Genomic DNA, 25,896 nt, shown 5'->3' on the forward strand with positions numbered 1-25,896 from the left:
GCCGGCCCCGAAGCAGCAGCGAGCTCCCGTGTCAGGGTCGCTCCGCAGCCGCTACCGTGGCACGTAGGCGGTCGGAAAGCCGCACTGTCCCTGGGCGTGGAGGCCGGCGGTGGACGAGTCCGAGGAGACGCGGGAGGCCAGTGTGCGCCTGCCGCAGCTGCGGCTGGACGAACTGCTGGGCGAGTTGCAGGCCAGGCTGGACGCGGCTCGCGGCACTCGGGACAGGGTGCACAGCCTGCTGGAAGCGGTGCTGTCGGTCGGCAGGGAACTGGACCTGGAGCAGGCCCTACGTGGCATCGTCGAGGCCGCGGCGACGCTGGTCGACGCCGAGTACGCCGCGCTGGGCGTGATCGGCCCGGACGGCAGGCGGCTGTCCGCCTTCCACACGGTCGGAGTCAGCGAGGAGGAGATCGCCCGCATCGGGCCCTTCCCCGAGGGACACGGCATCCTGGGTGAGCTGATCAGGCACCCGGAGCCGTTGCGTCTGGCCAAGCTGTCCGACCACCCCGCCTCCTACGGGTTTCCGGCACACCACCCGCCGATGAACAGCTTCCTGGGCGTCCCCATCCGGGTCCGCGACCACGTCTTCGGCAACCTGTACCTGACGGAGAAGCGCGGCGGGCAGGCGTTCGACGAGGACGACGAGTCGGTGCTGTCCACCCTGGCCGTGGCGGCGGGCGTGGCGATCGACAACGCCCGGCTGTACGAGGAGACCCGGCTGCGTGAGCGCTGGCTTCAGGTGAACGCCGAGATCATGCACACGCTGATGTCCGGCGCCGAACAGGGCGGCGCGCTGCGGCTGATCGCCGAACGGGCCCGGGAGATCACGGCCTGCGCCCTCGGCGTGGTGGCCCTGCCGGTGCCGGGTACCGACGAGCTGGCGGTGGAGCTGGCGATCGGACGCGAGGCCGGGGCCTGGCGCGGACGGGTGCTGCCCGTGCGCGGCAGCCTCATGGGGGAGGCGTTCGTCCGGAGCGTGCCCGTGAGCAGTCAGGATGTGTCGCACGACGAACGGATCACGGCGGGTCCGCCGCGGTTCGCGGGCCTCGGGCCGGCGGTGGCGGTCCCCATTGGTGCGGACGAGCACGTGCGCGGCGTGGTGCTGCTGGTCCGCGAGGCGGGCGGGCCCGTGTTCACCGAGAAGGAGACGCAACCGCTACAGGTGTTTGCCGCTCAGGCGGCGGTGGCGATGGAACTGGCGGAACGTCGCCGGGACGCGGAGCAGATCGCCTTGCTGGAGGATCGCGACCGCATCGCCCGCGACCTGCATGACCTGGCCATCCAGCGCTTGTTCGCCACGGCCATGACCCTGCAGAGCGCAGGGCGGTTCATCCAGCACGACAAGGCGGCGGAACGCGTGCAGCGTGCGGTGGGCGACCTGGACGAAACGATCAAGATCATCCGCTCGACGATCTTCGGCTTGCGTTCCAGGGAGGACGACCCGGTGTCGTCCACACTGCGGGCCCGCGCGGTCCGGGCGGTCGCCGAGATGGCGCCGGTGCTGGGCTTCGCGCCCGGAGTCCGTATGGAGGGCCTGCTCGACACGCGCGTACCGAAGGAGACCGCCGACCAACTCGTCGCCGTCATGACGGAGTCCCTGACCAACATCGCCCGCCACGCGCACTCGAGCCATGCCGACGTCGCGCTGGAGACCGACGGCAAGTGGGTCCGGCTCACGGTCTCCGACAACGGCGTCGGCATCGCGCCCGGCGGCCGCCGCAGCGGACTGCGCAACATGGAAGAGCGCGCGAAAAAGCTCGGCGGAGAACTGCGGCTGGAGCGCCCCCAGGACGGAGGCACCCGCCTCGTGTGGCGGGTGCCCGTGGATCAGGCGGAGGGGGAGGACGCCGGAGCGACGCCGTGATCGTCGAGGCCGGTCTGGGCCCCGTCCGCCTGTTCCGTGCGTCATGGGCTCCGGATGTGGTCGACGCCGCGTCGCGGTAACGCGGACCCTTCGGGGCCGTACCCGAAGCGCACCACTATCGGTGTCGGACCACGGCGTGTCGTCGTCGGCCCGATCTGCTCGGCATCGGCGCCGCGCTGACGCCGACGAACCCCGTCGTCGGCTACCACCTCGTCTACGCGACGGTACTCGTCGCCCCCTGGCCGCTGGATCCGCCGGTGACGTACCCGGCCTCGGTCGCCTGTGGGCCCGCCTTCCCGTCGTCCGCGGCCGGAAGTGGCTGCGCCGTACAGGATCGGTGGTAGGGGCCCGGCGAGGGGACTCTTGGCCGCGACCGGGGACCTGCGGTCCCTGTTCCTGGGACCGGGCGTGGGACACGCTGAAATCAGAGGACCGATACAGGAGGTGGGCAGCATGACCCGCACGATCACGGTGGGGATCGACGGTTCACCCGAGAGCCACGCCGCCGCCGAGTGGGCGGCCCGCGAGGCCGGGCTGCGCGACCTGCCGGTACGGCTGCTTCACGTGTGGGAGCCGGTTCCGGCTCCCATGGCCGAGGACCCGGTTCTCGGCACCGAAACCCACCAGTACTGGACCGAGCATGTCCCACGGAAGATGGGTGAAGGGCTCCGGCTGCGCCACCCCGGTGTCGAGGTGAGCTGCGACCAGCGGTCCGGCCCACCGGCGAACACACTGGTCGAAGCCGTCGAAGAGGCGGAACTGCTCGTCCTCGGATCACGCGCCCTGAGCGGCCTTGGCGGATACCTCGTCGGTTCCGTCGGACAGGCCGTGATCGCCCACACCGAGATTCCCGTGGTCCTCGTACGGGCCGGTGAGATGGCCGCCGACGAACACGTCATGGATCCCGCCGGGATCCCGTCCGCGGCGACCGCTTTCCGGCCGGTCGTGGTCGGCATCGACATCGACGGTTACGACGGTGACGTGCTCGCCTTCGCCTTCGAGGAGGCACAGCGCCGCAGGACGGCGTTGCACGTGGTCAGCGGCTGGCAACTGCCGCCCTACTACCCCTACGTGCTGGCCGCCGGCTCCGTGCCCGACGAGGGAGTGGCCCGCAGGAAGGCGGCCGACCTCACCCGGGTGATCCTGCCCTGGCGGCAGAAGTACCCGGACGTCGAGGTCGCCGAGGTGTCTCGCTCCGGCAGTCCCGCCCGCCGCCTGGTCGACGTCGCACACGACGCGTCCCTGGTGGTCGTCGGCAGGCGCATCCGCCGCAACCCGTTCGGCGCGCACATCGGCGCCGTCACCCACGCGGTGCTGCACCACGCCACCGCACCCGTCGCCGTCGTCGCGCATCCCTGACGGTCCCCGTCGCGAGGAGGAGGCGTCATGTATCTGCCACTGGTGGCCGGCGTGGACGGCTCCGAACCCAGCCTGCGGGCCGTCGACTGGGCGGCCGACGAGGCATCCCTGCACGAAGTGCCCCTCCTCGTGCTCTACGGAGCGCTGTGGGAGCGGTACGAAGGGGCGGCGCTCGCACGTGAATTGGGCAAGCCGTCCGCTCAGGTGCAGGCCGAGGACATCCTCCGGGCCGCCGCCCGGCGCGTCCGGCGTCGGCATCCCGACCTACCCGTCACCACCGAAATGGTGCCCGACGAGGCTGAGCACGCCCTGGTCTGCGCCGGACGCAACGCGTCCATGATCGTCGTGGGCAGCCGCGGCCGCAGCGGCGTCGCGGACCGGCTGCTGGGGTCCGTCAGCCGGACCGTGGCCGCCGCGAGCGACTGCCCGGTCGTCGTGCTGCGCGGCAACCACGACAACCGGGCTGTCGCCGGACGGCACAGCAGGATCGTCGTCGGTCTCGGCGAGGCACCGGCGTCCGTCCTGCGGTTCGCCTTCACCGAGGCACGCCTGCGCCGCGTGCCGCTGACTGTCGTGCGGGCTTGGCGCTGCCCCGCCCACGAGACGGTTGATCACCCCCTGCTGACGGGGGAGCCCGCCCGGCTGTACGAGGAACGGGCAGCCAAGGAGCTGGAAGCAGCCCTGGAAGACGCACCGTCCGACATCGCTGTGGGTCGGCACACCGCCGAGGGCCCGGCGCGCAGCGTGCTGCCCGCTGCTTCCGCCGAGGCCGACCTGATGGTGATCGGCCGTCGCGCCCATGGACGGCTCGGCCGGGTCGCCCACTCCGTACTGCACCGCTCGGCCTGCCCGGTCGTCGTCGTGCCCGAGCAGAGGTGAGCCCGACGCCCGGCTACCAGGCCGTCGGCACCGGAGCGATGGAGCGACGGGGGACCGGTCGACGCAACCCGGCCCAGGAGAGAGGACAGACCGATGACGCATGACCTGGGGCGTCCCGCGATCCACGCTCTGCTGGCGGACGGCATCACCGTCCGTATCCGCGCCGTGGAACCCGAGGACCACGATCAACTCCATCGGCTCTACGAGGAGATGTCACCCGAGAACCTGCGGATGCGCTTCTTCGCCGTGAGTCCGCACTCCGCCGCACTCGCCGCAGACCACGCCTGTGAGCCGCCCCGCCCAGGGCACCGGGCGCTTGTGGCCGAGCTGCGCGGTCGGATCATCGGCCTCGCCGAGTACGACGAAGGGGAGGAGCGGGGATCGGCCGAGCTGGCCGTCGCCGTCGCGGACCGCTTGCATCACCACGGCGTGGGCACCCTTCTCGTCGAGCACCTGGCGTCCGCCGCCCGGGCCGACGGCCTCACGTGTTTCGTGGCCGACGCCCTCAGTGAGAACCGGGAAGTGCTCCGTCTGTTCAGCGACCTCGGGCTGCGTGTCACCCACTTCATGGACGGGCCCGAGACACGCTGCACCATCGCGCTCGACCAGGACGACACCTATCTGAGGGCGGTGGAGGAGCGCGGGCGCACCGCGGACGTGGCCAGCATGGAGCCGCTGTTCAGACCGCGGACGGTCGCCGTCGTCGGGGCCGGCCGACGGCCCGGCTCCGTGGGACGCGCCGTGCTTCGCCACCTGCGTACCGGCAACTTCACCGGCCGGTTGTTCGCCGTGAACCCGCATGCCCACGCACTTCTCGGCGTTCCGTCGTATCCCGCGGTCACGGCGCTGCCCGTCCCGCCCGACCTCGTCGTGATCGCCACCCCGGCCGCCGCCGTGCCCAGCGTGGCGGAGGACTCCGGGAAGGCGGGCGCACGTGCCCTGGTGGTCGTGTCGGCAGGTCTTGACCCCGCTCAGGCAGGGGCGCTGCTCACCGCGTGCCGCACCCACGGTATGCGCCTCGTCGGCCCGAACTGCCTCGGTGCCGCCAACACCGACCCGGCGCTGCGGATGGACGCGACCTTCGCCGCCGCACACCCGAGCCGCGGGACCGCCGGTATCGCCGTTCAGTCCGGTGGTGTCGGCATCGCCCTGCTCGACGGGCTGTCCCGCCTGGGTATCGGGGTGTCGACGTTCGCCTCGCTCGGCGACAAGTACGACGTCAGCGGCAACGACCTGCTCCAGTGGTGGGAGAACGACGGCGTCACCGATCTCGCCCTGCTGCACCTGGAGTCCTTCGGCAATCCGCGGGCCTTCTCCCGCACCGCCCGGCGGGTCACCCGCCGGATGCCGTTGCTGACCGTCGACGCCGGCCGCACCGACGCGGGCCGTCGTGCCGCCGCGTCCCACAGTGCCGCCGCGGCCACCGGCACCCTGACCAGACAGGCGCTGTTCACCCAGGCCGGCATCACCGCGACCCGCTCCATCGGCGAACTGCTGGAGACGGCAGCCCTGTTCCACGCCCAGCCTCTGCCCGCCGGGGCCAGGGTCGCCGTCGTCACCAACGCGGGCGGAGCCGGCGTACTGGCCGCGGACGCGTGTGCCGAGGCGGGGCTCGTCCTGCCCACCCCCACCCCCGAACTGGTCCAGGACCTGCTTGCCGTGCTGCCCGACGGGGCCGCCGTCGGCAACCCGGTGGACGTCACCGCCGCTGTCGCCGAGGACGAGCTGCGCGATTGCCTCGACCGGCTCACCGCCCACCGCGTTGTCGACGCCGTCGTGGTCGCCCTCGTCCCCACGGCCGTGGCCGCCGCGACCGGTGACGACCTGGTACGAGCCGTCACCCAGGGCCCCGGCAGACGGCGCATCCCCGTCGTCCTGGTCCGCCTGGAGCAGGACGTGCCCGTGCGCCTGCTGCCGGCCGCAGAAGGCGGAGCGATCCCCTCCTACGCCGAACCGCACGCGGTGGCACGCGCGCTGGCCCACGCTGCCCGCCGGACCGCCTGGCTGGCCCGCCCGCCCGGCACCAGGCGGGTCCCGGACGGCATCGACGCCCAACGTGCGCACGCCCTGGCCGACGACTGGCTCACCGCACACCCGGACGGCGGCTGGCTCGGACCGCGGACGTGCGCCGAACTCCTGAGCTGCTACGGCATCCCCCAGTCCCCATGGGCCTGGGCGGAGACCGAGGATGACGCCGTATGTGCCGCGGAGCGTCTGGGCGGCCCGGACGGCCGGGTCGTCCTGAAGGCGTACTGGCCGGGACTGGTGCACAAGAGCGCGCAGCGTGCCGTTCGTCTCGATCTACGGGGCGAATCCCAGGTGAGGGGCGCTCACCGGGACCTCCGGACACGCTTCGACGGACTGATGACCGGGGCCGTCGTGCAACCGCTGGCGGAACGCGGCAGCGAACTGCTTGCCGGTGTCGTCCAGGACCAGGTCTTCGGACCGCTGGTCGTGTTCGGACTGGGCGGCACCGCCACGGAGGTGTTCGCCGATCGGGCGGCCCGTCTCGCCCCTCTCACCGACCTGGACGTGCACGACCTGATCACCTCACCGCGCTGCGCTCCGCTGCTCTTCGGCTCGGTCGGCTCGGACCCCGTCGACCTCGACGGCCTGGAGCAACTTCTCCACCGCCTCTCCCGGATGGCCGAGGACCTGCCGCAGCTGGCCGAGGCCGACTTCAACCCGGTCCTCGCGACATCCGGCGGCCTCACGGTCCTGGACGCCCGTGCACGCCTGCTGCCGTGCAGCCCGCAGGACCCCTATCTGCGCCGCCTCCGCTGAGGAGACAGCACGTGAGCAGTAGACCGACCCTCGAAAGAAGGTGAACCGCCATGCCGGAGAAGGTGCTCGTAGCCTACGGATCGACCAACGGGTCGACGGCCCGGATCGCCGAGACCGTCGCCGCGGTCCTGCGCGAGAAGGGCGTCGCGGCCGAGGCGCTGCCCGCCCGGTCGGTGACGGATGTGAAACCGTACGACGCCGTGGTGGTCGGCGGCGGGCTCTACGCGGGACGCTGGCACAGGGACGCCCGCCGCTTCGCACGCAGGTTCCGCCATGAGCTGCGCCTCAGGCCGGTGGCGTTCTTCAGCAGTGGACCACTCGACCCCTCGGCCCGGGAGCGGAACATCCCGCCCGTGCCCGGAGTCCAGCGGGCCATGAACGAACTGGACGTTGCCGAGCACGTCACCTTCGGGGGCTGCCTGCAGGAGGGCGCCCACGGGTGGGTCGCCGGCATGATTCTGCGGAGCGGCAAGGGTGGGGACTTTCGGGACTTCCGGGCCATCGAGTCATGGGCCGCCGGTTTGGTGGAGGAGCTTGCCACAGGTCGGGAGGCGTTGCGGTAGCACGAACAACGGCGCGTGTGCGACGTTCCAGGTGCCAGAGCTCCTTCGGGACACCTGGAACGCCACGCCGGGGCTGACCGTCACACCGAGTGAGGTCCACCGTCAGGGAAGTGCCGGATGCTGTGCTGCGGCCTTCACTCCCGGCCGGTCGTGAACCAGTCGCGGATCAGATCCGTGAGGGTCTCTGCGGCACCGGGACCCGCCAGGACGCCCGTGGCGCCGGGCACCACCGTGACGTGGTGCCGACAGTTCATCCAGTCGGCAGCGAGCCGGCTGAGGCCCGCGCCCTGGGGGTCGAGGCCGCCGACCACGAACAGGGTCGGCGCCCGTACCCGGGCCAGTGCCGCAGGGCCGGCCAGCTCCGGCCGGCCGCCCAGGGAGACGACGGCTCGGATCTCGTCATCGGCCGCCGCCCACAACGCGGCAGGCGCACCCGCTTCGCTCCCGACGTACCCCACGGGCAGTCCGGTCTCCCGGCGCAGCCACTGCGTCGCTGTTTCCAGGCGCCGGGCCAGCAGCACCACGTCGAAGAGCTTGTGCCGGTCACTTCGCTCCTCCTCGGTCAGCAGACCGAGCAGCAGAGTGCCGATCCCGGCGCGATGGAGGCGCGGGGCGGTGTACTCGTACCACGGACCGGGGCGACCGTCTCCGGCACTGTGGGCGATGGACAGCACGACGTGGGTCGGGGCGGGCAGGGAGAGCCGTGCGGTCAGGTGAGTCCGGCCGGCGGGCACCATCACCTGCTCCTCGCGCGGTCCTTTGGCGGGCCACGTCGCTATTGGCCCGTGCGGCGCATCCGGCCACGGGGTGAGGGGCCGGAGGAGGGCCAGCCGCTCGACGTCGCGAGTCGGGTGCCGATCGGCTTCCGTGCGGCTCACGGTGCGCATGACGCACCTCCTGGCTTGCGGTGGGGCGGTGGTGGCGGCTGCCACCACCTGCACTGCCATTGCACTGCGCGCTCACCGGGCGGGGCAGAGGCAATCGGTCCCGACCAGCCGGGCCGACCGGCCCTGCTCGGAGGCCGACGGGGCCGGACACGCGGCCGGAGCACGTCCGGTTGCGGCCGGTCACTCGGAAGTGGCGCGCGCGCCGATACCAGGTCGGGGCCGACAGGCGGGGCACGAGGGCCGACCGGCCCAAGCGCGTACGCGAACCCCAGGGAGAGTCTGGAGTTGTGGAGCAATCCCCGTCGCACCGACGGTCGAGGGCCCGCCGGGCGGAGGCTGGTCAGCGAGGCTCCGGATGCTCCCGAGCGCAGAGAGGGTGAGCATCGCGATGAAGGGTTACGTGTTCCACGGGCCGGGCCGGTCCGCGTGGGAGGACATACCTGACCCGGACCTCAAGGAGCCCACCGACGCCGTGGTCCGGGTCGACGCCGTCACCATCTGCGGGACGGACCTGCACATCCTGAAAGGGGACGTTCCCGAGGTGCGCCCCGGAACCGTCCTCGGCCACGAGGCGGTCGGCGAGATCGTCGAGGTCGGCACGGACGTGCGCACCGTACGTCCGGGAGACCGCGTCCTGGTGTCCTGCATCACCGCCTGCGGAAGGTGCCGCTACTGCCGTGAGGGCGTGTACGGCCAGTGCCTCGGCGGAGGCGGCTGGATCCTCGGCCACCTGATCGACGGCACACAGGCGGAGTACGTACGAGTTCCATACGCCGACCTCTCCGTGCACCCCCTGCCTGGCGCGGTCACCGACCAGGACGCCGTACTGCTGGCCGACATCTTCCCGACGGCCTACGAGGTGGGAGTGCTCAATGGGAGCGTCCGCCCCGGGGACACGGTCGTCGTGGTGGGCGCCGGGCCCATCGGACTGGCCGCCGTGGCCACGGCACGGCTGTTCGCCCCCGAGCGCATCGTCGCCGTGGACCTGGCCGGCGCTCGGCTGGAGGCCGCCAGGAAACTCGGTGCCGACGCGGTGGCCGACGCCCGGGAGACCCCGGAGCAACTGGTCGCCGACCTGACCGGAGGACTCGGCGCCGACGTTGTCATCGAGGCCGTGGGCATACCCGAGACGTTCGAGATGTGCACCCGCATGGTGCGCCCGGGCGGACACGTCGCCAACGTCGGCGTGCACGGCAGGCCGGCGACCCTGCACCTGGAAGACCTGTGGATCAAGAACGTCACGATCACCACCGGCCTGGTCGACACCCGGACCACGCCGACTCTGCTGCGCATGGCGGCATCCGGACGGCTTCCCACCGCCCAGTTGGTGACCCACACCTTCCCGCTGGAGCGCATGGAGGAGGCGTACGAGGTCTTCGCCGGTGCCGCGGACACCGGAGCACTGAAGGTGGCCCTCGGCGGTCCGCGCCGGGAAGTCGTCGCACCCAGGACGGTGTGACACGGCCCGTCCAGCACGAGACCCACGAGCGAGAGACGGCTGGCGGATGTACCGCAACGACGGGTTCCGGGAACTGAGCCGACAGGAGTGCCTGAGGCGGCTGTCGCAGGCCGACGTGGGCCGTGTCATCTTCACGCGCGACGCTCTGCCGGCGGTGCTGCCGGTCAACTTCCTGCTGGAGCCGGACGGCGCCGTGCTGCTGCGTACCTCGGCGTCCTCCGAGATGGCCCGCGCCGTCGACGGCGCCGTGGTCGCCTTCGAGGGGGACGAGGTCGATGCCGCGGCGCACGCGGGCTGGAGCGTCGTCGTCACCGGGCTCGCCTCCGTGGTGACCGACTCCACCGATCACGACCGGCTGACGAGGGCCGGCCCTCGTTCGTGGGTGGCCTGGCCGGACGAAGTCTTCGTCCGCATCGAGCCAGAACTGGTCACGGGACGCGAACTCCTGGGCGGCCGCACCATGTACGGACTGTCCCTTCCTTCATGAGCGGCGTCGGCGCCAGTCGGTACACACGTACCACCTACTGGGACGGGAGTACGCGGCCGGACGCTGCATGCATCCGGCCGCGCACACCGTAACCGGTTTCGTCAGGGCTGAGTAGCTGCGACGGTCTCACGGGGTCCGCCGCGCTCTACCCGGCACTCGACGTCGACGACACCCTCTACGGCGCGAACCAGTCGGATGGCGACGGGAACGAGGGCAGTGTCGCGGAACGGACCGGCGAGCGTGACCACGCCGTCGGAGACGGCCACCCGGACAGGCTGGGAGGGAGCCGGGAAGAGGTACGGCACGATCTCCCGGTCGATCTCCTCGGCGATCTCCTCGTCCGAGCGCAGGAAGACGCGCAGCAGGTCGCCTCGGCTCACGACGCCCTCCAGCAGCCCTTCGGAATTGACCACCGGCAGGCGCTTGACCCTCCGCTGAGCCATGATGCGGGCCGCCTCCGCCAGCGTGGCGTCGGGGTGGACGGTGACGGCCGGCGCGGACATCACGTCGGCGGCCGCCAGTCCGCCCGCCTTGGCCAGATCGGCCAGGCGGCGCATCTGGGTGAACCGGTCCGGGTCGCTGTCGCGGAACTCCTCCTTGGGCAGCAGGTCGGCCTCCGAGACAACGCCGATGACACGGCCCTCACCCGCCAGCACGGGCAGGGCACTGACCTTCCACTGCTGCATGAGCGTGACGATGTCCTTGAACGGTGCGTCGCGGCCCACGGCCACGACGGTGTGCGTCATGACATCACTCACGACGCGCGGGCTGCCATACAGCATGATTCTCCTCCTCTCGGGGCGCGACACATGTGTCACAGGAGGCTTCCGCTCCCGTGGGGGCCGTACAGGTCGAGCAGCCGGATCCGGGCGGCGTGCAGCCGGTGGGCGACGACGTTGCCGACCCAGGTGGCGACCGCGCGGCCGAACACCGGATCCTGGGCGCACAGGGCACGGACGGCCTCGGCGTCGAACTCCCAGGCCCGTACCGGGGTCATCGCCTCGGCACCCAGATGCCACAGGTAGGGCGGGAAGTGCCAGGACCAGCCGACCAGTTCCCCGTGTCCCAGCGACTCGATGACGGCGGCCCGGCGGCCGGGGACGCGGAGGTCGAGGGTGACGGTGCCGGTGCGGACGATCCAGAACCTGTCGGCACGACCGCCCTCTTCGAACAGCCGCCCGCCTGCCACGTAGGACACCTCGCGTGCGACTCGCATCAGTCGTTCACGGTGTTCGACCGGGAGGCCCCCGGTCAGTGTGGTGGTGGAGGTCATCGTTGCGCTCCCTACTTGTCGGGGCACGCGGCCAGGCAGCGTTCAGCGGTGCCTGCGTCCCGGACGTGAACCGGGTGGCGCGTCCTTCGCTGATTCCAGGCTGGTCCTGTCCAGAGGCGGAAGCCATGGGCTGTCCGGGTCCGATCGCCGGCCGTTCGGCCCTGACTGCACCGGTGAAGTCTTTTTCGGCTGGGTCCGGAACGACGCCGACGACGCCCAGCCGCACAGGGCTGTCCATCGCCGGCGGGATACCGTTCCGACAGGGCCGCGACGGCGTGGCCGGTTCATCTGCTGTCACTCGCCCCGGCCCCGTCCAGCGCGGCACGCCCAGCCTCCAGCCGTGCCACCGGGACCCGGAACGGTGAACAGGAGACGTAGTCGAGACCGGCGCTGTGGAAGAAGTGCACCGACTCCGGATCTCCGCCGTGTTCGCCGCACACGCCTGTCTCCAGGGCGGGGCGGGCGGCCCTGCCCTCGGCGACGGCAATCTCCACCAGCCGTCCGACACCCTCGCGGTCGATCGTCTCGAAGGGGGAGGCGGCGAAGACTCCCTTGTCGAGGTAGGCGGAGAAGAAGGCCGCCTCGACGTCGTCGCGGGAGAAGCCCCAAGTGGTCTGGGTGAGGTCGTTGGTGCCGAAGGAGAAGAACTCCGCGACCTCGGCGATCGGGCCGGCGGTGAGCGCCGCCCGCGGAAGTTCGATCATGGTGCCGACCGGGCAGGCCACCGGGACGCCGGACGTGGCGGACACCTCAGCCATGATGCGCTCCACTTCCTCGCGCACCAGCCGGAACTCGGTGACGTCGCCGACGAGCGGGACCATGATCTCCGCCCGGGGGGTGCCACCCGCCCGGACACGCTCCACGACCGCCTCGGCGATCGCCCGGACCTGCATGGCGACCAGCCCGGGAACCACCAGGCCGAGACGGACGCCTCGTAGCCCGAGCATCGGATTCTCCTCGTGCATGCGGTTGACGGCGTCCAGCAGCGCGGCGTCGTGCGTGTCCACGACCTCACCGCGGGCCCCGGCGGCGGCGATGCGGGTGGCGAGGTCGAGGCGGTCGGGCAGGAACTCGTGCAGCGGCGGATCGAGCAGGCGGATGGTGACCGGCAGCCCGTCCATCGCCGTGAGGATGCCTGTGAAGTCCCCTCGTTGCAGTGGCAGCAGGGCGTCGAGCGCCCGGTCGCGGTCCGCGTCGGTTTCGGCCAGGATCATCCGCTCGACCAGTCGGCGCCGCTCGCCCAGGAACATGTGCTCGGTACGGCACAGGCCGATGCCCTGGGCACCGAACCGACGGGCCCGCGCGGCGTCCTCGGGGGTGTCGGCGTTGGCCCTGACCTCCAGCCGCCGTACCGCGTCGGCGCGCTCCAGCGCACGGGTAACGGCGCCGACCACCGCGTCCGGAGCCTCGTCGGCCCCGTCGGCCGCCTTGGTCTCCAGCCGGCGCATCACGGCGGAGTCGACGAGCGGCACCGCACCGGCGTACACCGTGCCCGCGGAGCCGTCCACGGACAGGACGGTGCCCTCTTCGACGACGGTGCCGTCGCCGGTGGTGAGCCGCCGGCCCCGGGTGTCCACGACGAGGTCGTCGGCGCCGCAGACGCAGACCTTGCCCATGCCGCGTGCGACCACGGCCGCGTGCGACGTCTTTCCGCCACGGCTGGTCAGCACCGCCTGGGCGGCGACCATGCCTGGCAGATCGTCCGGGTTGGTCTCCGGGCGCACCAGGACGACCGGCTCACCGGCGGTGTGGCGCCGTACCGCCTCCGCGGAGTCGAAGACGGCCGTACCGACCGCGGCACCCGGCGAGGCCGGCAGGCCGCGTGTGAGCGGGGCGCCCGTCGCGGAGGCGTCGAAGCGGGGGAACATCAACCGGGCCAGTCCCTCCCCGCTCACCCGTGCCAGGGCATCGTCCGCGCTGATGAGGCCCTCGTCCGCCAGAGCGGCGGCGATGGTGAAGGCCGCCTCGGCGGTGCGCTTGCCCACCCGGGTCTGCAGCATCCACAGCTTTCCGCGCTCGATGGTGAACTCGATGTCGCACAGGTCGCGGTAGTGCTGTTCGAGGGCTCGCATGTGCGCCCGGAGCTGCCCGTAGGAGTGCGGGTCCAGGTGCTCCAGTTCGGCGAGGGGGACGGTGTTGCGGATGCCGGCGACGACGTCCTCGCCCTGTGCGTCGGGCAGGTAGTCGCCGTACAGTCCGCGCCGTCCGGTGGCCGGGTCGCGGGTGAAGGCGACGCCGCTGCCGGAGTCGGCCCCGAGATTGCCGAAGACCATGCGCTGTACGTTGACAGCGGTACCGAGATCGTCCGGGATGTGCTCGCGGCGCCGGTACAGCCGCGCCCGTTCGCTGTTCCAGGAGTCGAAGACGGCCAGGACCGCCCGCCGCAGCTGGTGAGCCGGGGACTGCGGGAAGTCCTCGCCGGTCTCGCGGCGGATCAGCTCCTTGTACGCCTCCACGAGCCGGGCCAGGTCAGCGGCGTCGAGATGGACGTCGTCCGGGACGCCCCGCAGCTCCTTCAACCGCTCCAGCGACGCCTCGAAGAGCGAGGCATCGACACCCATCACCGTAGAGCCGAACATCTGCACGAGTCGACGGTAGGAGTCCCAGGCGAACCGCTCGCTGCCGGACGCCTTCGCCAGGCCCGCCACGGAGTCGTCGTTCAGCCCGACGTCGAGGATCGTCTCCATCATGCCGGGCATGGAGAACCGGGCACCCGACCGCACGGACACCAGCAGCGGGTCGTCCCGCTGCCCCAGCCGCCGCCCGGCAGCCCGCTCCAGCTCGGCCAGGTGCGCGGAGACCTCTCGGGCGAGACCGGCGGGCTCCGCGCCGGTCTCCAGATACGCCCGGCACGCCTCGGTGGTGAGAGTGAAGCCCGGCGGGACCGGCAGGCCGAGCCGGACCATCTCGGCCAGGTTGGCGCCCTTGCCGCCGAGCAGACCGGCCAGCTCACGCCCGCCGTCGGTGAAGTCGTACACGTATCGGACCATGACGCCCGCTCCTCGGCTCGGAGGACTGTGTGCCGGTTCCAGCACGGTGTGCCGTTTCCAGCGTCCCTCCCCCGACCGGTCCGGTGCGAGGCCCGCCGGTCCCGGCAAGGGGGGCCGGCCGGCCCTGCTACCGGTCGGCCGAGTCCGGCGGTGACGGCTCCCCAGCAGGTGCACCGGGGCGGCGGGGGTGGGCCATACGTCCCGACGCAGCGGGACGGCCGGAACGTGGAAGTGCGCCGGTCGGCACTCCCCGAGGACGCGGCCGAGGACCAGCATGGACGGTGAGGGACCCATCGAGGGAAGGACCCGTGATGACCGCGACGGCGACAGCAGCGGGGCCGGTCACGGCGAATACCGCGCTTTCGTCATGACGGCCGGGGGAGGCGTGACCGTCAGCGGGGGAGAGTCCCTGCTCCAGCCGGCCTTCACGGCGGCCGTCCTGCGCCGCTGCAAGGAATGCGGCCTGTACACGGCCCTCGACACGTCCGGATTCCTCGGCGCCCGAGCCGAAGACGCCCTCATCGGGGACCGGCCTCGTGCTGCTGGACATCAAGGCCTTCGACGCCGACGTCTACCACACGCTGACGGCGGCGACCTCGCCCCCATCCTGGAGTTCGCCAGGCGCCTGGACCGGCTCGGCGCGCGCATGTGGATCCGGTACGTGCTGGTGCCGGGGTGGACCGACGACCTGAAGGCAGTGGACGGCCTGGCCGGTTCGTCGCAGGGCTGCACGGCGTCGAACGCGTCGACGTTCTGCCGTTCCACAAGCTCGGAGCGCCGAAGTACCAGCAACTCGCCATCTCGTTCCCCTTGCGGGACACGCCGGTACCCGATCCCGCGCTGACGTCACGCGTCCGTGAGGTGTTCCGGCAACGGGGCGCTTCCGCGTACTGACCACCCTCCGGTCCGTCGAGCGACGGAACAGACGTGACTTGTCGACGGTGGCAGGCGCGGGTCACGACAGCCCGACCGATCGTGCCGCCCTCGGCGGAGCGGGAAGGACGGCCCCGTGGAACGGACCGTTCGGCCCATGCCGGCCCAGGCGACAGGGCTGACTCTGGACATGTGAGAACGCCGCCATATGCGCGGGAGGAAGCGATGTACGGCTCCGTCTACACCGTGAGTGACGTCATGACCCGTTCCGTCGTGGCGCTGGCCGCCGGGGCGGGGTTCAAGGACATCGTGCGGACCCTGCGAACGCAGCGGATCAGTGCGCTCCCCGTCATCGACGAGGGAAACCGGGTGGTCGGCGTCGTCTCCGAAGCCGACCTGCTGCGCAAGGAGGAATTCCGCGACAGCGACCAGGACGTGCACCCGAGGACCGGGCCCGTCCCGGCCCACGACAAGGCACGAGGGGTAACCGCGACGGACCTGATGACGTCCCCCGCCATCACGGTGGGTCCCCACGAACCCCTGGCCGGAGCTGCCCGCGTCATGGCGCGGCGTGGAGTCAAACGCCTGCCCGTCGTCGACGCCGACGGCGTGCTGCGGGGGATCGTGAGTCGTGGCGATCTGCTCAGGGTCTTCCTCCGGCCCGACCCAGAGATCGCTGAGGAGGTCCGGCACGAGGTCGTCGGCGGCCGCCTTCCGGACGGTATCGGTCCGGTCCGGGTCGAGGTCCATGAGGGCGTGGTCACACTGGCCGGACGGGTGCGCGACACGTCGGTCGTCCCGCTGGTCGAACGGCTGGTGCGCTCGGTCGAGGGCGTGGTCGACGTCCGCTGCGAGCTGGCCGGGCCCCGCCACAGGCCGGCGCTCGAGCCCGACCTGGCGGCCGAACAGCCGAGCGGGCCGTGACAGCGCTCCCGCGACGCGGCCCGCACGCAGCGACGCTGGCGGCGCCAGTCGCACCCGCGGAGGCAACGGCGGCCGGGTGCCTAGCCAGGTCCCGCCCGGTGACGAACGGACTGAGGAGATGGATACCGGTGAACGTTCGACCACCATCCGACGAACATGTGATCAGTCTGGTCGGTGACGCTGTCGCCGCGCCCTCGATGCACAACGCGCAACCGTGGCGTTTCCGCTACGTGCGTCAGACGCGGACGTTCGAGCTGTACGCCGACTTCGACCGTGCCATGCCGTACTCCGACCCACGCGCCCGTGGCCTGCACATCGGCTGTGGCGCGGCCCTGTTGAACCTGCGGGTGGCCGTGGCCCACGACGGCCGGCACGCGGAAACGCGGCTGCTGCCCCGCCCCGAAGATCCGGCGCTCCTCGCGACCGTGCGGCTGACCGGCCCGGGAGGCGACGACAGCGACCTCGCCGCGCTGCACCCGGCCATCATCGAGCGGCACAGCAGCCGTTTCCCGTTCGAGGAGAAGCGCATTCCCGACGACCTGCGCGGCGAGCTGGTCGAGGCCGCCCGTCGCGAAGGCGCCATCCTGACCTTCCCCGCTCCCTGGCATCTACAGCATGTGCTGGATCTCGTGCGGGAGGCCGAGGCACGCGATCTCACCGACCGCGCGTCCGAACGGGAACTGGCGGAGTGGACCCGCACCGACGCTCCGTCGGTGAACTGTACGGACGACGGCGTCCCGGACTACGCCTTCGGCCCCGTCAGAAGCGGGGGCCGGGCGCCCCTGCGGGACTTCGCGGGCACACGCCGCGTGGCGGGACGGGGCACCGCGGTCTTCGAAGCGGCACCCCAGCTCGCCTGCGTCAGCACGACTCACGACCGCCCGGAGGACTGGCTGCGGGCCGGCCAGGCCATGGAACGTGTCCTGCTGCTGGCCACAGCCGAAGGTCTGGTCGCTTCCCTCGCCACACAACCCCTCGAACGCCCCGACCTACGATGGCTCCTGCGCGATCCGATATCCGGTGCCGGCCACCCGCAGATGCTGCTGCGCCTGGGATACGGCCCCAAAGGGCCTCGGACGCCCCGGCGGCCGGTGTCCGATGCGCTCGACGTGCAACCCCGGGGCCAAGGGGAGGCGGGATCGGAGACCGACGACGACATTGGCTGCCGAGGGCCGATGCGGTGAATCCGAGGGCCGTCCGCTTCTTGCGTTCCCTCGTTGCACGGTGCGTGTCTCGATAACTCCTCCGCAGGCCGCTCTTGCAGCCGGCGCGTCTTCACAGTCGGTGGTGCTCGTCCGTAAGAGAGGTGCGGGCTCCTCCTGGCGCAGCTCGTCATGTGGGGGGGGGGCGGGAGCAATTAGGCGGGTCGACTAGCTAGGGCTTGTAGGTTGCATTAGCTGATAGGCAGTCCCGGGCCCACACATCGGATCGATCACGGTACGCCTCGTGCCCGTCAACCGCAGCCGTTCCTTCTGTGAATGCTGTGAGGCTGAACAGCAGGGCGTGTCCAGTTAGTTGATGTACGACCGGGGCGATGCTGGCGGCGGCGGCCGCGGTGACCGGGCCGCCGTGGGCGAGGGCGTTGCGGACCAGCCGCAACCGACCCAGAGTCCGCGTCCATCTGTTCTCCAGCTCCGTATACCAGGCGCGCACTCCTTCAGGGGTAGAGATCCGGCGGGCTGCGGCAGCGGTGCGGCGATGCTGCAGGGTGTGTTCCGGTAGAGCTGCTGCCAACGCAGGAAGTGCGGCAATCACCTCGGCCATGTCGACGCTGGATTCCCAACTTTCATGACGCAGTAGCTTGTCATGGATCGAAATGACCGCTTCCTGCTCCTGAGGGCTCCACCAGTGAACGTCATCGCGCGCATGCCACACCACATGGAATAGCTCGGTTGACATGGAGTGCCGGACCCATCCGTTTTTGTGGTAGGCGTCGAGATACCCGTACCAGGTGTCTCCAAGCCCGCACACCATCCCTGCAACGGTCTCCAGGATGCGTACATCCAGCAGTACTGAGGCGTACGGGGGTTGCACTCCGGAGGCTTTCCACCAGCCGATGGCGTCAACGACACCGGACAGGTCTGCAAGCCCAGACGACAAGTGTGGAGCTATGCGCGGTGCCATCTCGGATAGGCGTCTGGCAGTTATGTCCAGCGGCCCGTATGGCATTTGGGCTTCGATGTCCTCATCGAGCAGACGAAACACCTCCCAGCCGCAACTACCATCGGCGGAATGGATGTAGCCGTTGTAGAGCTCCCAGCCATGCCGGTCTTTGGGGAATGCGGCCGCCAGAACCAGAGACTGCACCAGGACCCGGGAGTCGGCCGGCGCATCGGCCCGGGCTCCGGAACCCAAATCGACTCTGGCTATTACCACGTCCTTCCCATCAGGCAGCATTTCCGCGGGAAAGAAGCTGTCGTCGGCCTTTGTCTCGACAGGTAGATCGCTCTTGAATGGCCCGTCATTGAGCAGATTCCCACGTAGCCATTCGCCGTCGTACAACGTGACGGGACCATACTCCTCGACCATCTTGCTGATGGCCGCCCGTCTGAACGCGTGCCACACCACGTGATGGGCTGTGAGGGGCCCGGCCGCCACCAAACGCTCGCACAGATCGGCACGCGCCTGCGCGCTCCACCCGGCCGCAGAACCCACACTGTCTCTCAACGGAGCAATGACGTCGAGATCGCCCAGCCGCATCTGAGCCCGTTGCACAGACACTGCATCATCGCGCATCACCCCGGACAACTGGCGGCACAACCGATCGGCCTGATGCTGTGAGCGCTGCAACAACACCTGCAGCAGTGCCTGGCGCCCGTCGAGTGCGTCAAAGCCAGCACTGTCACGCACCGATCCCAGCAAGTCCCGCCATGCCGCGGGCAGCAACTGCCCACTATCCGCCTGCGTGAGCAGCTCATCGGCCAGCCGTGCCGTCTTGGCGATGCGGTCCGTGGCGCTGGCGTTCGGCGGCGTCGCCAGTGCGGCAAGGAGCTCCGAGAGCCGAGGCTCCAGCTGCTGGCGTACCGCCGGGCCCAATTGGCTGGCAGCATGCATGAGATCGGCAATGGTTGCTTGCCAAGGCTGCCGCTGACGCCCTGTGTAGGGTCCGTCGCCAGCCCGCGCACGCAGCTGCTCCAGCGCATCCGGCCAGTTCAACTCCTCCTGCGAGGCGTCGATCTTGCTGCCTCGCAGGGTTTGCGCTAGCTCATCAGCCCACGTTCGACCAGCGCGCGTCTCACCCTCACTCATGGACGCAGTCTGTCACCGCTGTTCAACAGCTGGCTCACTGCGATCGCCCAGGTATAGCGAACTGAGACCTCACACATCGATGCGCAGCTGGGGACGGCCGACAGGACGCGGGGCGTTTTCAGGATGCGCAGCCTCATGTAGCCGCTGCGCGTCTCGGCTCACGCGGCGACGGCAGCGACGAGGACGCCAAGCCACCCACATGACGTTGCGCACGCTCGCCGAGCGCATCAAACAGCTCACGGCGCAGATCAATGAGCTGAATCAACGCCTGACCCGGCTCGTCGAACACCGTGCCCCACAGCTACTCGTACTGGTGGGCGTCGGCCCGGACAGCGCAGTCACTCTCCTGATCACCATGGGAGACAACCCCGAGCGACTGAACACCGAGGCGTCCTTCGCCGCCCTTTGCGGAGTCAGCCCCATCGAATATTCCTCCGGCCAGCGGAGCACACGCCGGCTCAACCACGGCGGCGACCGCCAGGCCAACGCGCCCTGCACCGCATCGTCTTCACCCGGCTGCGCCACGATCCCCGCACCCAGGCGTACTACCAACGCCGCACCCAGGAGGGCAAGACCCGCCGTGAGTTCATCCGATGTCTCAAGCGATACGCGGCCTGCCAGGTCTTCGACCTGGTCAGACCAGATTCCCGCACCCCCGCGTTATAGGGGCGTCCCTTCGAGATATCCGGCTCGCCGGCGGTGATCAGGCCGTGCCCACTTGTCTCGTGTCTCGCAGCAGCATTGCCCGTAATCAAGGAAGCGCGTCTCCAGGATCATCGGGGTGGTGCCCGTGAACGCGGTACACGAGCTCGTCCGGGTGGCGCATGACCCTGGCTAGTCGCCACGCGGCGTCATACGGCCTGCGGCCGCGCTCCCGGGACCACAGGCGTAGGGCGAGCAGACTGGTGAGCGGGTCAAGCAGCCAGCGCAGTAAGGAGGTCTTCACTGCTCATCCTCCGCTGCTAAAGGGACGGTTGCTGGGGACGGCGCCACGGGCTCTAAATCGCCGGACGGTGACGGCCAGGGGAATCCGTCGGCCCAGCCCATCTGCTCGAAGAGCGTGCGGGCCGTGGCCATGAACCGCGCCTGCCGTCCCGGCACGTCGTCCAATCGCTCCCAGACGTAGAGGAGGGTGTGGGCGAGCCGCTCGGCTTGGGTGCGTTCGGTGACCGACGTCCCCACCAAAGGGAGGATCGTGTCCCTGAACGATGCCCAGTTGAGGGCCGACAGGTCGTCCAGATGTTGCTCCAGCCACCAGAGGCGGGCGCTGTCCCCGTCGGTGCACACGATCCGAGCCAGCTCCTGCCGACGCAACCGGTCCTGCGCGAGCTGGAGTTCGATGTCGCGCAGGGCGTTCTGGTGCCTCTGGGCCCGGTCGGCGTCCTGCTGGGGGAGCACCAGGGTGAGTCGTGCCCTGAGCCAGAGGCCGGGATAGCCGTCGGGGTTGTGCCACGGCGAGACCGCCAGGGTGAGCCTCTGCTGAGCGCATTCCAGTTCCTCGGGCTGGTGCTCCCCGGCGATGCCGCGGCCGAGTTTGTCCAGGGCCAGGCGGGCCGCCGCTCGCGCGGCGACCCCGTGGTGGGTCCCGGTCGTCCTGAGCGGGATCTGATGGGTGAGAGTGCCTCGCGCCAGGAAGCGGACGCCCGGCAGGCAGGTGGGCCAGTACGCCGTGAACCGGCCGACCCGCCGTCTCCACCAGGGACCGGGACTATCGGTCATGCCTCCGACGCTTTCCGGACGAGGCTGTAGTGCTGCATGGCGTGGCCGAGGATGTCCCGCCAGAACGGCCGGACTACCGCTCCGTCGGCCACCAAGAGCCGGTCGAGCCGCAACCGCAGCCGCGGCGGGGCGAAGACCTCCGCAAGCAGGGCGATCACCGCGTCCCTCTGGTCGGCGTCGTGCTCGAACCGCTCCTGCCACCGGGTTAGTTGATCGAGCACGGCGTCCACGGCGTCGTTGGTGGACAGCAGCGTCTGCCAGGCATGCACGAAGTGCTCCTTGCTGGACGCGTCGCGGGCCGAGGCGAGGACCAGGTCCGTACCCGTGTCACTGGAGACGAGTGCGAGGAAGGCCCCCAAAGCTTGGCGGTGCGCCTTTCCATCGGCCTCGACCCCATGCTTCTTCAGCCACTGCACGACCGTCTTGTCCACAAGGCCAGGAGCGTGCCGGACGAGCTCCTGGAAGGCGTCGACCAGCTTCTCGGCGCCGAACTCCTTTCCGCCCGCTGCCTTGCCCAGGCGGGTGAGGGCGAGCGCCGGCTGTTCAAGGCCCCAGGGCCCGCCGCAGACGTCGATGACCAGATCGACCTTCTCGGCGTTGTTGGACTCTGCCCAGTTGAGGAGTCGGTCCCGGACGTAGCGGCCGAGTTCGGCGTCGGTTGCGGCCTTTGTGAGCGCCTCGACGGCCAAGATGCGCCGAGGGCCGGTGAGCCCCGTCGCGAGGGCGTCGAGCACCTTCCTGTCGTGCCGACGTACCGCCAGGCGCAGGAGGGCTTCGCTTGCCAGACGGGCGTCGTCCTCCGGGACGGACCGATTCGCGGCGACACCGACCGCCCACGTCGTCAGCAGGTCATGCTGGGTGGGGAACTCGTCCCACAGATGACGCAGGATGGCAGCAGGCAGCCCCTGACACGTGCGGTCGTGGTGGGCACGTTCGCCGACGGGCTCGATCTCGGCTGCTTTAAGCCGACGGGACGACGTCGCGTCGGTGAGCACATCGGCCGGCCCGCGGGCCTGGCCCAGCGAGGCGAGCAGGTCGTCGGAAGCGCGGACGATGGAACCGCGCCGCCCTCCGTCGAGCAGCGCTCCCGCCCATACCGTGACCCGAGTGGACAGCAACGACGGACTCCCGTCCACCGCACCGCGCTTGTTGAGCAACTTCTCTACCGTGGTATGCCAGTCCCCGAAACGGTCCACGGCTTCCTTGAGCTGTTCCCTGCCGTTGGCCGCACTGAGGAGTACGGCCAGCCGGCACGCCTCACGGGCGGACGGGTCGGCTTCCCAGATCGGGGAAAGTTTCTCGTCCGCCAGCCAGGCCAGCCGGTCCCCGTGACCGTGCGCGTCGAGCTCGGCCTCGACCAAGCGCCGCGCACCGGGAGACTCCAGCCGTACGGCGACATCGCCAGTGGCATCCGCCCATGCGCCCTGCCAGTCGCCCGGGGTGGCGAGCACGACCAGGAACGACCCCTGTTTACGCAGCGCCGCTCCATGACGGATCAAGTCTTGGCCGAAGCGAGCGGGCGGCTCTTCCGGGAGGTCGGAGAGGTCGAGCAGGTAGCCCGTCGCCGAGCGCACCGGCAGGCACTGGGTCCCGGGCTTGGTCCACTCCGGTTCCAGGTCGAACAGCTCCGGCTCCTGCGGTCCCGCCGTATGGCGCAGGAGCCGTACCGCCGCGGTCCGCCGGCCGCTGCCAGCGGGGGCGCACAGCACCACGACGCCGTGCGCTTCGAGGATCTTGGCGGCGTCGGGCAGACGGTTCGGTTCCCGGGGCTCGACGAAGCGCCCATCTTCGCTCGCACGGTAAGCGGGGTCGCGGCCGTCGATGGGCAGGGAGTGAACGTAGTCACCGTTCAGGTGTACGGCGTAGTGGACCGCCTGGACGCTGTGGTCGCCGTATTGGTGGAACTCCGACGCGTTCGACGGCGGCGCGCCGGCCGGATCCTCGTGCGCCTGGGGCCCCACCGGATCGATTCCCCCGTACGTCGGGTCGGGTGCTTCGCTGGTGAGGTCGCTCATTGCCGCCCCCGCTTGTCGTAGAAGTTGTAGCCCTGCTTGCCGTGCTCGCCGTACTGGTTGAAAGTCACCGCGCCGGGACCCGCCGGAGCCGTGGGCGCCGACGCCACGAGCGCCTCGGCTCCCGGCTCCTCCTCACCCCCCGCCGTTGTGGACGGCTCGAAGAAGTCCGGATCCGCGAGCCCCCAGTCGAAGCCCGGGAGGTGCAGATAGGCCGGCTGCTCGAACTTCTTCACCCTCACCAGATGCCGGTGGAAGTGCGCCGGCAGTACGTCGCCGTTGACACAGCCGCTGTCGAAGACGTCCTCGTACACCCGCTGGGAGACGATCACGGCGGTGTTGGTGATCTCGGGATGGCCACGTTCGAGCACCGCCCGCAGCGCCTTGTCGTCCAGGAGTCGGTGGGTGTGCACCATGGGCACGCCCAGACCGCTTTGAGGCAACGGGCCGACGTGGATGCTGACCCGCAGCTGGAGGGGCTTGAGGTGCGGGTTCTCGGCCCGCCGACGGGAGAGCGCCTGGCGCAGTGCGTCGGGGAAGTGCCCCACCAGCGCGGGCAGGACCTCGGGGTCCATGCCGGCGACGTAGCCATCACCCGTGTGCTGGCCGAACACGCGCCGTTCCCAGTGCGCGCTGACGTTGCTGGCGCTCAGCGCCTGGGCCAGCAGAGGTGGGATGTCGGCGTTGACTCGCTGCATCCCTTTGCTGTCGAGTGATCCGAAGTCCCTGGCGTCGACAGCCAGCACGGCCCGGTAGGGCCACAAGGGCTCCCATGACGGCAGCATGCGCCGCTCCTCTCGTAGCTCTCCCCGCCCATGCGGTGGGGAGAGCACCACCCTGTTCGAGGAGCGGGGAGCCGACCGTCCAGCGCTGGACGGTACGGGCGTGCCGCACGTCACTTCACAGGAGCTCCGCGCGGCGGTCGGTCGCCGTCACCCACCCCGTCGTCTTGGGCTGCGGCTCTCAGCTGGGCAGGATCTCTGACAACGAGCCGCCGACGGCCGAGCGTGACAATGCCGTCGGACTGGAGACGCGCGAGGGCGGCAAACGCTGATGACCGGCTCATGCCCGCCATCGTGGCCAAGTCCTCTCTGGGTATGCCGAGTTCGACGACAAGACCGCCACTCCTGTCGCGGTGACCCACCTCGTCAGCGAGATAGACGACCACCCGTGCCAGGCGCGCCGGCGGCGGCAGATGAGCAAGGTCGGCGCGCAGACGCTCCTGGCTGTTCAGCCGTTCCACGCTCAGCCGGTACACGACCGGCTCCAGGCGATGCCGGGTCACGAATCCACGGAAGGCGTGTGCGGCCATGACGACCCCGGTACAGGGGCGTACCGCGGTCACGGTCGCTGAACGCGGCCGGTCGAGCAGCACGCCCATCTCGCCGAGGACTTCGCCGGGGCCGCGGAGCATTAACGTCAGACGGTCCCCGGCCTCATTGCCCTGCACCACCTTGACGAGACCATCGACCAGCGCGATCACACCGTCTGGCGACTCGCCCTGTGCCAGGAGCACCGCTTGGCTCCGGTAGGTGCGCCGATGCCCGCGTTCGAGGAAGTCGCGCCATACTTCAGGAGAGACGAGGGAGAGGAAGTTCACCGTGACACCTCCTCGCCCTCATGCGAAGACGGTGGCCACGGCGAAGCAGCCGCAGCCCGCGACTGCCAGGACGAGAGAGCACTGCACCCGGCGGTGTTTCGCCCAGGCGATCTCGCTCATCACCACCACCTGCCGGGTAAGCGAAGGCAGTGGGTCTGTGTTCCGCAGCGCGCTCTCCAGTACGGCGGGTTCCATGAGCCGCAGGTGTCCGAAGTACAGGAAGTCGCCATCCGGTTCTGGCCCCCGCCGCTCCTTGCCGAGCCGGGGAGAAACAGCCCATGCGGCACAACAGGCACCCGCCATGATGAGCACGATGCCGGTCCACAACAGCGCCTGCGACGCGCCGGACTCGAACTCGCCTACCGCCCGCCGGGAACTCGCCAGCAGGCTCAGTACGGCCAGCGTGGTGGACTGCAGGGTCAAGGCGAGCGCGGCTTTCGAATCCGCCTTGGCCGTTGCATCCGCGACGGCCAACTGGATCTTCCACGCTGTTTCGGTCGGCTCAGTCGGCACGGTGGCATCCCCCTGGGTGCAGCAGGTAGCACTCACTGGTGCTGCGCTGAAGGCTGCGCAGGCATGACCTTCCTAAAACGTGCGGCGGATATCTTGGCCTGAACACGTGGGAAAGCGGGCGATCCCGGTACGCGAGGTGGGCCGGAAGATCAGAGCTTCCGCCGGGCGATGGACTCAGAATTCCGCTAGCCGGAGGGGGACCCTGTAGCGGCCCGAAGCACTCGTTGGAGCCTGATCTCTCGGGTCGTTTACCGCTCCCGCTCCATGGCCCTCTTTTGCTCAACGGGTGGCCTGCCCGCCGTGGCCCGCGACGCCCGCATGTTAGGGGCGTCAGTGAGTCTGCGACTCCCCGCAGAGTGTTTAGAAGTCATCTCATTTGGCCAGCCTGCGGTAGCAGATGAGGGTGCAGGCGATGCTGGTGAAGGCTAGGAAGTGATCGGCTCTGCGTTCGTAGCGGCGGT

The 25,896-nt window shown here is 70.3% G+C and carries 20 protein-coding genes and 1 pseudogene; 11 read left to right on the forward strand and 10 right to left on the reverse strand.

Translation table 11 applies throughout. The features are described from left to right. Positions 1-109 precede the first annotated feature (109 nt). The 5 genes from IG94_RS0120355 (at position 110) to IG94_RS0120375 (ending at position 7,449) form a co-directional block, all read left to right on the forward strand. Positions 110-1,864, forward strand: coding sequence for a sensor histidine kinase (locus IG94_RS0120355; RefSeq protein WP_031038682.1), 1,755 nt, complete (start codon positions 110-112; stop codon positions 1,862-1,864). Positions 1,865-2,317: 453 nt separating this feature from the next. Continuing rightward, a complete protein-coding gene (locus IG94_RS0120360) occupies positions 2,318-3,223 on the forward strand; it encodes a universal stress protein (protein WP_031038685.1) in 906 nt (301 codons plus the stop codon). A gap of 27 nt (positions 3,224-3,250) precedes the next feature. Beyond that, positions 3,251-4,102, forward strand: a complete 852-nt coding sequence (locus IG94_RS0120365) for a universal stress protein (protein WP_031038688.1) — start codon at positions 3,251-3,253, stop codon at positions 4,100-4,102. A gap of 93 nt (positions 4,103-4,195) precedes the next feature. Continuing rightward, positions 4,196-6,886, forward strand: coding sequence for a bifunctional acetate--CoA ligase family protein/GNAT family N-acetyltransferase (locus tag IG94_RS0120370; RefSeq protein WP_031038691.1), 2,691 nt, complete (start codon positions 4,196-4,198; stop codon positions 6,884-6,886). 50 nt (positions 6,887-6,936) lie between these two features. After that, the gene (locus IG94_RS0120375) at positions 6,937-7,449 is read left to right on the forward strand and encodes a flavodoxin domain-containing protein (RefSeq protein ID WP_031038694.1); all 513 of its coding nucleotides are present in this window, start codon (positions 6,937-6,939) and stop codon (positions 7,447-7,449) included. A gap of 134 nt (positions 7,450-7,583) precedes the next feature. On the opposite strand, the gene IG94_RS0120380 is transcribed toward IG94_RS0120375, so the two are convergent. Further along, complete coding sequence (locus tag IG94_RS0120380) at positions 7,584-8,336, reverse strand: dienelactone hydrolase family protein (RefSeq protein ID WP_224326304.1); 753 nt, start codon at positions 8,334-8,336, stop codon at positions 7,584-7,586. Positions 8,337-8,724: 388 nt separating this feature from the next. Between IG94_RS0120380 and IG94_RS0120385 the strand changes: the two genes are divergently transcribed. After that, on the forward strand, positions 8,725-9,795 hold the full coding sequence (locus IG94_RS0120385) for a zinc-dependent alcohol dehydrogenase family protein (RefSeq protein WP_031038702.1): 1,071 nt from the start codon (positions 8,725-8,727) through the stop codon (positions 9,793-9,795). Between the two features lie 46 nt (positions 9,796-9,841). Next, positions 9,842-10,282 carry a pyridoxamine 5'-phosphate oxidase family protein gene (locus tag IG94_RS0120390; protein WP_031038706.1) on the forward strand — a complete coding sequence of 147 codons (441 nt, stop codon included), beginning with the start codon at positions 9,842-9,844 and terminating at the stop codon, positions 10,280-10,282. A gap of 101 nt (positions 10,283-10,383) precedes the next feature. On the opposite strand, the gene IG94_RS0120395 is transcribed toward IG94_RS0120390, so the two are convergent. The 3 genes from IG94_RS0120395 to ppdK all read right to left on the reverse strand — a co-directional run bounded on the left by IG94_RS0120395 (position 10,384) and on the right by ppdK (position 14,545). Continuing rightward, positions 10,384-11,064 carry a CBS domain-containing protein gene (locus IG94_RS0120395; protein ID WP_043484123.1) on the reverse strand — a complete coding sequence of 227 codons (681 nt, stop codon included), beginning with the start codon at positions 11,062-11,064 and terminating at the stop codon, positions 10,384-10,386. Positions 11,065-11,096: 32 nt separating this feature from the next. Further along, on the reverse strand, positions 11,097-11,555 hold the full coding sequence (locus IG94_RS0120400) for a cyclic nucleotide-binding domain-containing protein (RefSeq protein WP_031038715.1): 459 nt from the start codon (positions 11,553-11,555) through the stop codon (positions 11,097-11,099). A gap of 284 nt (positions 11,556-11,839) precedes the next feature. After that, positions 11,840-14,545, reverse strand: a complete 2,706-nt coding sequence (gene ppdK, locus IG94_RS0120405; RefSeq protein WP_031038718.1) for a pyruvate, phosphate dikinase — start codon at positions 14,543-14,545, stop codon at positions 11,840-11,842. A gap of 349 nt (positions 14,546-14,894) precedes the next feature. Between ppdK and IG94_RS43585 the strand changes: the two are divergent. The 3 genes and pseudogenes from IG94_RS43585 to IG94_RS0120420 form a co-directional block, all read left to right on the forward strand. Beyond that, positions 14,895-15,439, forward strand: a pseudogene (locus IG94_RS43585) (radical SAM protein); the annotation flags it as partial. Positions 15,440-15,643: 204 nt separating this feature from the next. Beyond that, positions 15,644-16,342: a CBS domain-containing protein gene (locus IG94_RS0120415; protein ID WP_031038720.1), complete on the forward strand. Its 699-nt coding sequence runs from the start codon at positions 15,644-15,646 to the stop codon at positions 16,340-16,342. A gap of 128 nt (positions 16,343-16,470) precedes the next feature. Continuing rightward, positions 16,471-17,526: an Acg family FMN-binding oxidoreductase gene (locus IG94_RS0120420; RefSeq protein ID WP_428837410.1), complete on the forward strand. Its 1,056-nt coding sequence runs from the start codon at positions 16,471-16,473 to the stop codon at positions 17,524-17,526. Between the two features lie 190 nt (positions 17,527-17,716). On the opposite strand, the gene IG94_RS0120425 is transcribed toward IG94_RS0120420, so the two are convergent. Then, positions 17,717-19,591, reverse strand: a complete 1,875-nt coding sequence (locus IG94_RS0120425) for a hypothetical protein (protein ID WP_031038726.1) — start codon at positions 19,589-19,591, stop codon at positions 17,717-17,719. A gap of 355 nt (positions 19,592-19,946) precedes the next feature. Between IG94_RS0120425 and IG94_RS40610 the strand changes: the two genes are divergently transcribed. Continuing rightward, positions 19,947-20,294 (forward strand): IS110 family transposase, encoded by a 348-nt coding sequence (locus IG94_RS40610; RefSeq protein ID WP_248783081.1) that lies wholly within the window; start codon positions 19,947-19,949, stop codon positions 20,292-20,294. Between the two features lie 239 nt (positions 20,295-20,533). Here IG94_RS40610 and IG94_RS39695 read toward each other — a convergent pair whose 3' ends face one another. From IG94_RS39695 to IG94_RS0120450, 5 genes are all read right to left on the reverse strand, one after another. Further along, on the reverse strand, positions 20,534-21,310 hold the full coding sequence (locus IG94_RS39695; RefSeq protein WP_052410775.1) for a hypothetical protein: 777 nt from the start codon (positions 21,308-21,310) through the stop codon (positions 20,534-20,536). Continuing rightward, positions 21,307-23,325 (reverse strand): hypothetical protein, encoded by a 2,019-nt coding sequence (locus IG94_RS41805; protein ID WP_031038729.1) that lies wholly within the window; start codon positions 23,323-23,325, stop codon positions 21,307-21,309. Before IG94_RS41805 ends, IG94_RS39695 begins: the two co-directional genes overlap by 4 nt. Continuing rightward, the gene (locus IG94_RS39700) at positions 23,322-24,107 is read right to left on the reverse strand and encodes a hypothetical protein (RefSeq protein WP_052410776.1); all 786 of its coding nucleotides are present in this window, start codon (positions 24,105-24,107) and stop codon (positions 23,322-23,324) included. The genes IG94_RS41805 and IG94_RS39700 overlap by 4 nt, the downstream gene beginning before the upstream one ends. A 110-nt stretch (positions 24,108-24,217) precedes the next feature. Next, positions 24,218-24,922, reverse strand: a complete 705-nt coding sequence (locus IG94_RS0120445; protein WP_052410777.1) for a Crp/Fnr family transcriptional regulator — start codon at positions 24,920-24,922, stop codon at positions 24,218-24,220. A gap of 18 nt (positions 24,923-24,940) precedes the next feature. Continuing rightward, positions 24,941-25,435: a Pycsar system effector family protein gene (locus IG94_RS0120450; protein WP_031038736.1), complete on the reverse strand. Its 495-nt coding sequence runs from the start codon at positions 25,433-25,435 to the stop codon at positions 24,941-24,943. Positions 25,436-25,896 lie beyond the last annotated feature (461 nt).

The organism is Streptomyces olivaceus, from assembly GCF_000721235.1.
GTDB classification, from domain to species: domain Bacteria; phylum Actinomycetota; class Actinomycetes; order Streptomycetales; family Streptomycetaceae; genus Streptomyces; species Streptomyces olivaceus.

Bases quoted from the DNA above. Each gene is read 5' to 3' on its own strand.
- IG94_RS0120360 (WP_031038685.1), top strand. From the start codon at position 2,318: ATGACCCGCACGATCACGGTGGGGATCGACGGTTCACCCGAGAGCCAC.
- IG94_RS0120365 (WP_031038688.1), top strand. From the start codon at position 3,251: ATGTATCTGCCACTGGTGGCCGGCGTGGACGGCTCCGAACCCAGCCTG.
- IG94_RS0120370 (WP_031038691.1), top strand. From the start codon at position 4,196: ATGACGCATGACCTGGGGCGTCCCGCGATCCACGCTCTGCTGGCGGAC.
- IG94_RS0120375 (WP_031038694.1), top strand. From the start codon at position 6,937: ATGCCGGAGAAGGTGCTCGTAGCCTACGGATCGACCAACGGGTCGACG.
- IG94_RS0120380 (WP_224326304.1), bottom strand. From the start codon at position 8,336: ATGCGCACCGTGAGCCGCACGGAAGCCGATCGGCACCCGACTCGCGAC.
- IG94_RS0120385 (WP_031038702.1), top strand. From the start codon at position 8,725: ATGAAGGGTTACGTGTTCCACGGGCCGGGCCGGTCCGCGTGGGAGGAC.
- IG94_RS0120390 (WP_031038706.1), top strand. From the start codon at position 9,842: ATGTACCGCAACGACGGGTTCCGGGAACTGAGCCGACAGGAGTGCCTG.
- IG94_RS0120395 (WP_043484123.1), bottom strand. From the start codon at position 11,064: ATGCTGTATGGCAGCCCGCGCGTCGTGAGTGATGTCATGACGCACACC.
- IG94_RS0120400 (WP_031038715.1), bottom strand. From the start codon at position 11,555: ATGACCTCCACCACCACACTGACCGGGGGCCTCCCGGTCGAACACCGT.
- ppdK (WP_031038718.1), bottom strand. From the start codon at position 14,545: ATGGTCCGATACGTGTACGACTTCACCGACGGCGGGCGTGAGCTGGCC.
- IG94_RS0120415 (WP_031038720.1), top strand. From the start codon at position 15,644: ATGTACGGCTCCGTCTACACCGTGAGTGACGTCATGACCCGTTCCGTC.
- IG94_RS0120425 (WP_031038726.1), bottom strand. From the start codon at position 19,591: ATGAGTGAGGGTGAGACGCGCGCTGGTCGAACGTGGGCTGATGAGCTA.
- IG94_RS40610 (WP_248783081.1), top strand. From the start codon at position 19,947: ATGGGAGACAACCCCGAGCGACTGAACACCGAGGCGTCCTTCGCCGCC.
- IG94_RS39695 (WP_052410775.1), bottom strand. From the start codon at position 21,310: ATGACCGATAGTCCCGGTCCCTGGTGGAGACGGCGGGTCGGCCGGTTC.
- IG94_RS41805 (WP_031038729.1), bottom strand. From the start codon at position 23,325: ATGAGCGACCTCACCAGCGAAGCACCCGACCCGACGTACGGGGGAATC.
- IG94_RS39700 (WP_052410776.1), bottom strand. From the start codon at position 24,107: ATGCTGCCGTCATGGGAGCCCTTGTGGCCCTACCGGGCCGTGCTGGCT.